Source organism: Microbacterium sp., assembly GCF_011620715.1.
Taxonomy (GTDB): domain Bacteria; phylum Actinomycetota; class Actinomycetes; order Actinomycetales; family Microbacteriaceae; genus Microbacterium.
The window spans coordinates 19,360-28,649 of record NZ_WOYP01000016.1; the positions used below are offsets into that span (position 1 = coordinate 19,360).

The following is a 9,290-nucleotide window of genomic DNA, read 5'->3' on the forward strand; positions in this document are numbered from 1 at the left end:
AGTCATGAGAAGCCCCGAGTCGTAGGATGAACCCATGGCATGGCGCAGGAGCAAAGAGGCGGCTTCCCCGCCGCGCCGCCCGACCCGGCACGGCCGCCACGGCCGCGAGGGACGCAGCCCCATCGTCCGCCCGCCGCTGCCGCCGCTGGAGACCCGCGTCGACAGGTTCGACCTCACCGTGGGCACGGCCGCGGAGTTCCTCCGCTCCGCGTGGCCCGAGCTTCGCGATGTGAGCTTCGAAGTGGGCGACATGCCGCCGACACCCGATGACGACGGCATCCCCCGCTGGCAGGCGCTCACCGCCGAGAAGCGCATCATCATGTACCGCCTGCCGATCGAGCGACTCAGCCATCTGCACCGGGACGACGAGCTGCACCGGCGGATGATGGTGGAAAGCAGCGTCTTCCGCGCCGCCGCCGAGTACCTCGACCGCGATCCCTGGGACCTCGGTCCGGAGCGCTTCCGCTACTTTTGACACGTAGCGGCGAAGCCGCGTATCGAGACCCTACGGGTACACCGTGATCTGCTGGGCTGCGGCATCCGAGGGCCACACCGCAAACCCGGCCAGAGCGCCGTCGCCCGACTGCGAGACGCCCGCGCGGATGCCGCCACCTCCGGTATCCAGCCGGTACACGGACTGCGCGCTCAGGCGCACGGAGTCGCTGCCGCCGGCGGCGACCGTCACCCGCGTCGTGAAGGACCCGTCGACCGCGTCCACGGCCACCGTGATCGCCTCGTCGGTGGGGTTGGCCAGCGCGAGCACGGGGGCGGGTCCGGGCGGGGTCGCGAACAGGGTCGGCGCGCTGACGGCCGGCGCCGCGGCGTACCACGCGAAGTCCGACCCTTCGCCGAAGCCGGTGGTCTGCCACACCGCGGCGAGCACCGCCTCCTCTGCGGAGACTTCGACGGTGTACTGGCCGACCGCGAGGGCGCCCAGCTCCACCTCGGTGGGCATTCCCGCCGTGAGCGGCACCGTCGTGGCTGCCGGGGCCTCGGCGGACGCGCCGATCGGCGTCACCGCGATCGTGGCGGTGGTGTCCGCGTTCGGCGAGAGGATCCGCACCAGCGTCGCGGCATCCGAGGCGCCGTCCGCGCCGGGATTCTGCGTGACGGCCACCCCGGGGATGACCTGGTCGGGCGCGGCGACCGCGATCGCCCCCACCTGGTCGACGCCGCCCGGCAGCAGCGTACGGGTGATGCTCGCCTGAAGGGCGGCCTGAACCGGCGCCCCCGTCGCGGTCACCCGGATCACCGGGCTCTCCTCGCCGAGCAGGAGCCCGGCCAGCGGGATCACGATCTGCGCGCCCGGGGCGACCGCGAGGTCGCTGCCCCCCGTCGGCATCACGGCCCCGCCCGCTCCGAAGACCGTGAGCTGCACCGAGGCCGGCACCGTGCCGGGGTTGGCCAGCAGCACGACGTCGGCCGCGCCGGTCGCGGCGGAGCCGCCGACGAGCCAGGACTCCATCAAGGCCGGACGGCATGCCGATGCGGCGAAGCCGCGCAGGTCGTCGGCCGAGACCGTGGACGAACCGGATGCCGCCACATCCGCCTGCGCGCCGTCGATGGGCTCGGCGACAACGGCGGTCGCCGGAGCCGTGCCGTCGGCGGCGGGAGAGCCGAGCGGCTGGGTGGTGGGCGCCGGATCGCCCGGCGCGACCCCGATGGTGACGGTCTGCGGGGCGGCGGTGACGAGGCGTCCGGCATCCTCGAGCTCACGGCCGAGTGCGAGCAGCCCGCCCGTGCACACCAGGATGCTCGCCGAGGGGGCTGGGGTCGCCGTCACGGCGACGGGTTCGCGGGCCACCGTCGGCCACGGCACCGAGACCGCGGTGACGACCGCGACGACGAAGGCGACGGCCATGAGGGTGCCCGCGAGCACCCGGACGCTCGTGGTGGCCCGGCGGAAGACGCGGCGGTCGCTCATCGGCCCTCCTGCCCGTGCGGGCCGACGACCCGCGGGCTTCTGCGCGCCTCTCGACGCGAGGCTGCGGTCGGAACCGCCAGCAGCAGCGCCACGCCGACCGCGATCAGCTGGGCGAGGAGGATCGCCCGGGCAGTGTCGCGGACAGATGCCGGCACCCCCGCCCTCGGCTCGACCGGCTGCGTCATGCGCCAGAGCGCTCCCTTGGCGGTCTCGCCGACCGCATCCAGTCCGTCGCGCTGATCGAGCGCGGTCTGGGCGGAGAGGCGGAAGGCGCGCGCGATGTCGGACTCCGGCTGCGTGGCAGGAGCGAGCAGGATGAAGCTCACGCCGTTCGCGGCGAGGTCGCCGATGACGTCCTCGGCGGCGGAGGTGACGAGGTTGGCGGTGAGCGTGGCGACCTCCTGGTCGGCGGCGGTCTCGGCCGAACGGGCCGAGATCATCGTCGCCTGCCCGTCGAGGGTCTCGCTGCCGCCCCACACCACGCGCGAAGAGACGCCGCCCTCGTTCTGCGGCGTCATGATGATCGTTCCGACGTCGGGGTCTTCGCGACCGGCCGCATCCACGTAGGCGGGGAGGGTGCTCTCCGGCCCGTTGGTCAGCAGCGCGGTACCCCGGGCCATCGCGGTGAGCGAGGGCACCGCGAGCACGGCGAGAGCGACCATCACCGCGACGGCCGCCGGAGTGCGCACGGCGGCGAGCCGCGGCGCCAGGCCGCTGTCGAGGGCGGCGAGGGCGCCGCCGAGGGCGCCGAGCCAGGCCAGGCTCAGGCCGGCTCCGGGCCAGATGGGCACCGAGATCGACTGCGTGAACGCGACCGAGACGCCGACTGCGGCGAACGCGGTCGCAAGCCCGAGTGCCGCCACCACCAGCAGGGCGATGCCCGCCGCCCACCGCTGGGTCAGCGGCGCCGCAAGCGCGAGGATCGCCACGGGAGCGGCCAGCAGAGGCACCCACCAGGTGGGTGCGCCGGGGATGAATCCGGCCCAGCCGGCGAGGTCGGGGGTCGGGATGCCGGCAGCCAGCAGGGCGCGGCCGGCGGCATCCGCTCCGACCTGCGGGCCCGACCACGTCAGTCCGGGGTCGGCGAGCAGTCCCCAGGGGTTGCCGGCGCGCAGCTGGTGCCAGACCAGCGGCGCGGCAAGCAGCACGCCCGGCACCAGCACCCACACCACACGCGCGACCCCGCGGCCCCGGCGCAGCACGACCGTGAGCACGATCGCGCCGAGCCACAGCACGATGAGCGCGGGTGCGAGCGATGGTGCGCACGCGACGACTCCGGCGAAGAGGAGGGATGCCGCCCCCGAGGCGACCCACGAGCGCTGCGCGACCGAGCCGGCGTAGAAGAGCCACGGCAGGAGCAGGTGCGCCAGCACGGCGCTGGGGCGACCCTGGGTGAGGGCGGCCAGGAACGTGGGGGCGAGCGCCCACATCGCACCTCCCGCGAACCGCAGCAGCGAGCGGTCGGTCACCCGGGTGGCGGCGAACCAGCCGCCGAGTGCGGCCAGGGGCAGTGCCGCCAGCCAGATGATCACGAGAGCCCGGGACGGCTCGCCCGGCCAGAGACTCCCGAGCACCGCCAGCACGGCCGCGAACGGGTCGGCCGGGCCGATCGTGTCGAGGCCCGACGCGCGAAGGCCGTATGCCGCGTCCGCCCACAGCCGCGCGGCATCCGCCGCCAGGGGCTGCAGTCCGCCGCCGCCGAGCACGGCCCAGGCGGCCAGCGCGGGGAAAGCGGCGATCGACGCGACGACGGCCCCCAGCACGAGCCACGCTCCGCCGCCGGTGAAGAACCGGAGCTCGCCGCGGCGCGTCGGCGCCGCCGAGTCGGCGTCGTCGTCCAGCTGTTCGCGCAGGGCGCGCTGCGACACCCGCAGCGGGGCGATCTGCGCCCACGATGCCGTGCGCGACGAACGGATGCGCGCGCGCGACCGCGCGATCGAGGGCAGGCGCACCATCGCGGTGATGGCGGCGCCCCACTCCGGCAGGACCAGACCCGGCTGCTTGCGCACGATCTGCAGCACGGTGCGCCACAGGGCCACCGGCAGGATCGCCAGCCAGAGCAACGGCACCGCGAGCGGCGGCGCGTAGACGAGACGGCGATGCAGCTGGGCGGTGCGGGAGGCGAATGCCCGGCGCCGCCGGCGCACGCCGGTCAGGGGCGAGGGCAGCCCGGCGACGCCGTCGCCGGCGACCGCGACCAGGGCCGTGGGGACCAGCAGCACGCGGGCGCCGGTCAGACGCGCCCGCACACCGAGGTCCAGTCCTTCGTCGGCGCCGGCCAGCGCACGGTCGAGACCGCCGAGCGCGCGCCACGCCTCCGTGCGGGCCAGGACGCCGCGGATGTCGGCGCCGAGCACGTCTTCCCGCGCGTCGTGCTGGCCCTGGTCGAGTTCGGCGTCGGCGAGGCCGACGGTGCGGCCGAAGCCGGTCATGCTGACGCCGAGCGAGACGATCTCGGTGCGGTCGTCCCAGCGCACCAGCTTGGGCGCGACGAACGCGACGGACGGGCCGAGCTCGAGTGCGCCGACGAGGCGGGCGAGCGCTTCGGGCTCGGGCGCGGTGTCCTGCGCGAGGATCCACACCGCATCACCCGACACCCGGAGCGTCGCCATCGCGGTCGCGGCGGCGAAGCCGGTCGAGGCGGGCGCAGTGATCACGGACTCGGCACCGGATGCGGCGGCCACGGCCGCGACGCCCGCATCGTCGCCGCACACCACGATCGTGAGTGCGTCGGCCCGGGTGGTCTGCTCGTCGAGGCCCGCGAGAGTGCGCCGCAGGTGGTGTGCGGCGGGGGTGCGCCCATCGGGGCGCACCACGAGTATGGCGTGGACTCGGGCGGGCATGACGTGGTCAGCCTAGGCGGGTCGCAAACCGCGGACGGGCGTACGCGCCGCTGTTCGCGGGAACGGGCTCGCTGCCCGTCTGCGGCAGGGCCGTCGTCAGCTCGCGCGACGCTTCAGTTTCCGACGTTCGCGTTCGCTGAGCCCGCCCCAGATCCCGAAGCGCTCGTCGTTCTTCAGCGCGTAGTCGAGGCACTCGCCGCGAACATCGCACGTCGTGCAGATCTTCTTGGCGTCGCGCGTAGAGCCGCCCTTCTCTGGGAAGAACGCCTCCGGATCTGTCTGTGCGCACAGCGCATCGGTCTGCCATCCGAGCGGATTGCCGTCTTCCCCCTCAAGAGGACGGCGCACCCCCGGAACCCCGAGCTGGACCGGATCGACGAACCAATTGTCGGGAACGCCTGAACGGTAACCCGTCATCTCGTTCTCCCACCTTCTCACCCCCACGCCGGTTCGCGTGTACGAGTAATTACACCGGTGTAGTTCGCCAGGGTCAAGTCGCAGATCGTAAAGCCTCACCCCACGCTTGAACGTTTACGACGCGCCGTCGGCGTGTCGCGGTGCACGCGCGAGCGCCTCACGATGTGGATGCGGCTGCGGACACCGCCGCGGATGCCGAGCCGGGCTGTGCGACGAAGACCTCGCCGGCACCGCTGATGCGCAGCCGCTCCTCGTCCGGGGTGACCAGAACGGCTTCTCCGGGCGCCAGCGCCACGCCGGTTCCGCTCCGCTCCCCGCCCGCTGTCACCTCCCCGACCGTGCCGAGCACGATCGCGACGCCGTCCAGGTCGAGCAGGTGCTCCTGCCCGGGCGCTGCGACCACGTGCGTGAGCGCGAAGTCCGGCACATCCGGCGCGAACCGCGACACTCCGTCGAGGGGGGCCGGCCGCAGCACCGCGACCGGTCCCGGTGTCGGATCGAGCACCTTGACCAGTTCGCCGACATCGACGTGCTTGGGCGTCAAGCCGCCGCGCAGCACGTTGTCGCTCGCCGCCATGATCTCCACGCCGAGGCCGGATTGGTACGCGTGCAGCACGCCCGCCGGAACGAACAGTCCCTCTCCTCGGCGCAGGACCACCAGGTTCATCAGCAGGGCGACGCCGATGCCGCGATCGCCCGGGAAGTCCACGGCCAGCCGGCGGATGAGGTCGAGCTCGGCCGCGAACTCGACCGACTCGGCCTCGGCCGCCGCGGCGACGATCTGCGCGATGACGCCCGCGGCTTCGCCCGCGAGCAGCCACTCGATCGTGTCGCGCACCGCGGCTGCCGCATCCGCCCCCGAGAGCCGGGCGGCGAGCACCTGGCCGCCCGCACCGAGCAGCGACAGCAGCCGGCGGGTGTCGTGCAGGTCGCGGATGCCGGCAAGAGCCGTGAAGGTCTCGCTGACGGCGACGATGAGCTCGGGCTTGTGGTTCTCGTCGCGGTACGTGCGCTCGGGCGCATCGCGCGGGATCCCCTCGGTCTCTTCGCGCGCGAAAGCTTCGATGGCCTGCGCCCGGGAGGGGTGCGCCTGGATCGAGAGCGAGGATGCCGCAGCCAGCAGCTTCATGAGGTACGGGAGCCGTTCGGGGGTGCCCGTGCCGGCCCCCTCGTGCGCCAGCCACTGCCCCAGCGTCCGGCCATCCGCCACGTGCGCGGGACAGCCCGGGTGGTCGCCGAACCACACCTCCGCCTCGGGCCGGCCCGACGGAGCACGGCCCTGCAGGGCGGCGATCAGGGTCGTCGAACCCCAGTCGTAGTCACGAGGCGCATTCGTCATCGAGGCGAGCATGCCTCCAGGGTACGGGGGCTCACCCGGTACCCTGATCTCACGATGGCCGTCCACACGAAGCATCCCGCATCGGCGCCTCCGGCCGCCCCGGTGCGCGAGAAGACGGGCCACCTGATGCTGCGCGGCTGGTGCGTCTTCGTGCTGTTCATGGCGCTGTCCGGAGTCGCCTGGATCAATGCGATCGGCGAGCTGGCCACCGCGATCATCACGATCGGCGGCGGACTGCTCTCCCTCGGGCTGTGGTTCGCGGTGCGCCCGCCGGTGCAGTGGCGACGGCTGCCGTGGCTCACGATCGCCTACGTCGCCTGGGCGGCGCTGTCGCTCATCTGGTCGCAGTGGCGCGAAGCGACCGCGCTGACGCTGCTGCTGCTGGTGATCACCACGCTGCAGGGCCTGTTCATCGGCAGCGTCCTGAGCTGGCGCGAGCTCGTGCGCGCGGTCGCCGCGGCCCTGAAATGGGTCATGGCACTGTCCCTGGTCTTCGAGCTGTGGGTCTCGATCTTCATCGGCGGCCCGATCCTTCCCGGCTTCGTGATCCCCACCGAGCCCGCCGACGACCCGATCGTCTACTGGTCGCGCGACAACCTGTTCGACGGCGGCCGCATCCAGGGCATCATGGGCAACGCGAATCTGCTCGGGCCGGTCGCGCTGCTGGCGATCATCGTCTTCTCGATCCGGTTCGCGGCCGGGGCGCCCCGGCGCGCGACGCTCGGGGTGTGGATCGGGCTGTCCGCCTACCTGTTCTACCGGGCGTCCTCGGCCACCGCCTACGTCGCCGCCATCGCGGTGGCGATCGCGCTCGTCACCGTGCTGCTGATGCGCCGCGCCCGCCGGCCCGGCGAGCGCACCCGGTACTATCTCGCCTTCGCCGCCGTGGGGCTCGGCGGGGCGGTGGCCTTCTGGCTGCTGCGCGACACGATCTTCACCGCGCTGGGCCGCAGCTCCGACCTCACCGGCCGCGAGAGGATCTGGCAGGCCGTGCTCGAGCGGGCCGTGGAGCATCCGCTGATCGGCTGGGGCTTCTCGACGCCTTGGATCGTCGGCGACCCCGCCTTCGACGGGTGGATCACCGACCACGGCCAGACGGTCATGCAGGCGCACAACATGTGGGTCGACGTCTTCCTGCAGCTCGGCCTGATCGGCGTGTTCCTCATGGGGATGGTGTACCTGGCCTTCATCTGGCGGTCCTGGTTCTTCGCCGTCGACCGGCCGCGCTGGGACCTGCGCGCCGATCGGCCGTATTCGCCGCTCACCCTGCTTCCCGTGCTCGTGGGCGCACTCCTGATCGTGCAGGGACTCGCCGAGTCCGGTCCGCTGCTGCTGTGGGGGTGGCTGTTCGTGGTCATGCTCGCGTTCAAGATCAAGCAGTCACCGCACATCGGCGAGGGCGCAGCAGAGATGCGCATCGCGATCGAGCGCGGCGAGCTGACCACGCGGGCGTCGTGACCGACTCGACCCACGACGCCGCGCCCCCGCGCTGGGTCGGTCTGCTCGCCTCTGCGGCGCTGGCCCGCGCCTACACGATCGCGGTGCTGGGTGCGGTGTTCTCGGCGTTCGCGATCGAGAAGATCGCCGGCCGGGTCACCTACACCTCGATCATCGTCGGACTCTTCGTGATCGGAATCGGGATGCTGGTCGCCCGGCACCGCGAGATCTCGCTGGTGCGCCTCGTGCCCACCACGCTCGTGCTGTTCGTCGCCTGGGCGTTCGCGAGCATCTTCTGGAGCCAGGACGCGCCCAGCTCGCTCTGGAGCTGGGTCTCCACGGCGGGCCTGGCCTTCCTCGCGGTGACGATCGGCCACGTCCGCGATACCCTGCAGACCGCGCGCGCCCTGGGCGATGTCCTGCGGGTTCTGCTGTCGATCTCGCTCGGCGTCGAGATCGTCGCCGGGCTGCTCCTGGACATGCCGATCGCCTTCCTCGGCATCCAGGGCAACATCGCCCAGCTCGGGCCGATCCAGGGCATCTTCGGCACCCGCAACCTGCTCGGGTTCGTCGCGGTGATCGCCCTGATCACCTTCCTGATCGAGTACCGCACGCAGTCGGTGCGCATCGGCGTCTCCGTCTACTCGGTCGTGCTCGCGGGCGGGCTCGCCACCCTCAGCGACTCCCCCACCGTGCTGGTGCTGGCCGTCGCGGTCGGGCTGACGGTCGGCGCGCTCGCCCTCGTGCGCCGCGCCCGCCCGGAAAGACGCTCCGCGCTGCAGTGGACCCTCGGCGGCATCGTGGTCGCGGGGCTCGCGATCGGCTATGCGGCGCGGCATCCGATCATCGCCCTGCTCGGCGCCGGGTCGGACTTCGCGATGCGCGTGAACCTCTGGAACACGATGGTCGACTACCTGCGCTCGAACCCGGTGCAGGGCTGGGGGTGGTTCGGCCCCTGGAACCTGGGCGAGTTCCCCTTCAGCGCGATCAACTACGCGCTGCGCACCACCCACGCGACCGGGCTTAACGCCTACTTCGACGTGCTGCTGCAGCTCGGCTGGATCGGCCTGCTGCTGTTCGGAGCCTTCGCCGGCGTCGCGCTGGTGCGCTCCTGGCTCGACGCCAGCGAGCACCGCTCGGTCATCTACGCGTGGACGCCCTTGGTGCTCGTGACCCTGCTGGTCGACTCGATGTTCGAGAGCTTCACGCTGTCAGGATTCGGCTGGCTGCTGCTGGTGCTGTGCGCGGTGCGCGCCGGTCAGTCCCGATCGTGGCGCAGGCACATCGACACGGGCGAAAGCGGGCCCGAGCTGCCGCATGTCCAGGGAGG

At 72.7% G+C, this 9,290-nt stretch carries 7 protein-coding genes; 3 read left to right on the forward strand and 4 right to left on the reverse strand.

What is annotated here, in order from left to right; translation table 11 throughout:
• The first annotated feature begins 34 nt into the window (after window positions 1-34).
• Window positions 35-475 carry a metallopeptidase family protein gene (locus tag QZV84_RS02045; protein ID WP_292824573.1) on the forward strand — a complete coding sequence of 147 codons (441 nt, stop codon included), beginning with the start codon at window positions 35-37 and terminating at the stop codon, window positions 473-475.
• A 30-nt stretch (window positions 476-505) separates the two neighbouring features.
• Here the strand turns inward: QZV84_RS02045 and QZV84_RS02050 are convergent, their stop codons facing one another.
• The 4 genes from QZV84_RS02050 to manA form a co-directional block, all read right to left on the reverse strand.
• A complete protein-coding gene (locus tag QZV84_RS02050; RefSeq protein WP_292824575.1) occupies window positions 506-1,924 on the reverse strand; it encodes a DUF5719 family protein in 1,419 nt (472 codons plus the stop codon).
• Window positions 1,921-4,767: a glycosyltransferase gene (locus tag QZV84_RS02055; RefSeq protein WP_292824578.1), complete on the reverse strand. Its 2,847-nt coding sequence runs from the start codon at window positions 4,765-4,767 to the stop codon at window positions 1,921-1,923. Before QZV84_RS02055 ends, QZV84_RS02050 begins: the two co-directional genes overlap by 4 nt.
• Window positions 4,768-4,863: 96 nt before the next feature.
• Complete coding sequence (locus QZV84_RS02060; protein ID WP_292824581.1) at window positions 4,864-5,184, reverse strand: WhiB family transcriptional regulator; 321 nt, start codon at window positions 5,182-5,184, stop codon at window positions 4,864-4,866.
• Between the two features lie 157 nt (window positions 5,185-5,341).
• Window positions 5,342-6,535 (reverse strand): mannose-6-phosphate isomerase, class I, encoded by a 1,194-nt coding sequence (gene manA, locus QZV84_RS02065; protein WP_292824584.1) that lies wholly within the window; start codon window positions 6,533-6,535, stop codon window positions 5,342-5,344.
• 42 nt (window positions 6,536-6,577) lie between these two features.
• Here manA and QZV84_RS02070 point away from each other — a divergent pair, with 42 nt between their 5' ends.
• Both QZV84_RS02070 and QZV84_RS02075 read left to right on the forward strand, forming a co-directional pair.
• On the forward strand, window positions 6,578-7,981 hold the full coding sequence (locus QZV84_RS02070; RefSeq protein ID WP_292824587.1) for an O-antigen ligase family protein: 1,404 nt from the start codon (window positions 6,578-6,580) through the stop codon (window positions 7,979-7,981).
• Window positions 7,978-9,290: O-antigen ligase family protein (locus QZV84_RS02075; RefSeq protein ID WP_292824590.1), on the forward strand; the 1,313-nt coding region annotated here is incomplete at its 3' end. The genes QZV84_RS02070 and QZV84_RS02075, both read left to right, overlap by 4 nt.

What these genes read in the sequence shown, in the direction of transcription:
- QZV84_RS02045 (WP_292824573.1), top strand. Translation starts at nt 35, where the DNA reads ATGGCATGGCGCAGGAGCAAAGAGGCGGCTTCCCCGCCGCGCCGCCCG.
- QZV84_RS02050 (WP_292824575.1), bottom strand. Translation starts at nt 1,924, where the DNA reads ATGAGCGACCGCCGCGTCTTCCGCCGGGCCACCACGAGCGTCCGGGTG.
- QZV84_RS02055 (WP_292824578.1), bottom strand. Translation starts at nt 4,767, where the DNA reads ATGCCCGCCCGAGTCCACGCCATACTCGTGGTGCGCCCCGATGGGCGC.
- QZV84_RS02060 (WP_292824581.1), bottom strand. Translation starts at nt 5,184, where the DNA reads ATGACGGGTTACCGTTCAGGCGTTCCCGACAATTGGTTCGTCGATCCG.
- manA (WP_292824584.1), bottom strand. Translation starts at nt 6,535, where the DNA reads ATGCTCGCCTCGATGACGAATGCGCCTCGTGACTACGACTGGGGTTCG.
- QZV84_RS02070 (WP_292824587.1), top strand. Translation starts at nt 6,578, where the DNA reads ATGGCCGTCCACACGAAGCATCCCGCATCGGCGCCTCCGGCCGCCCCG.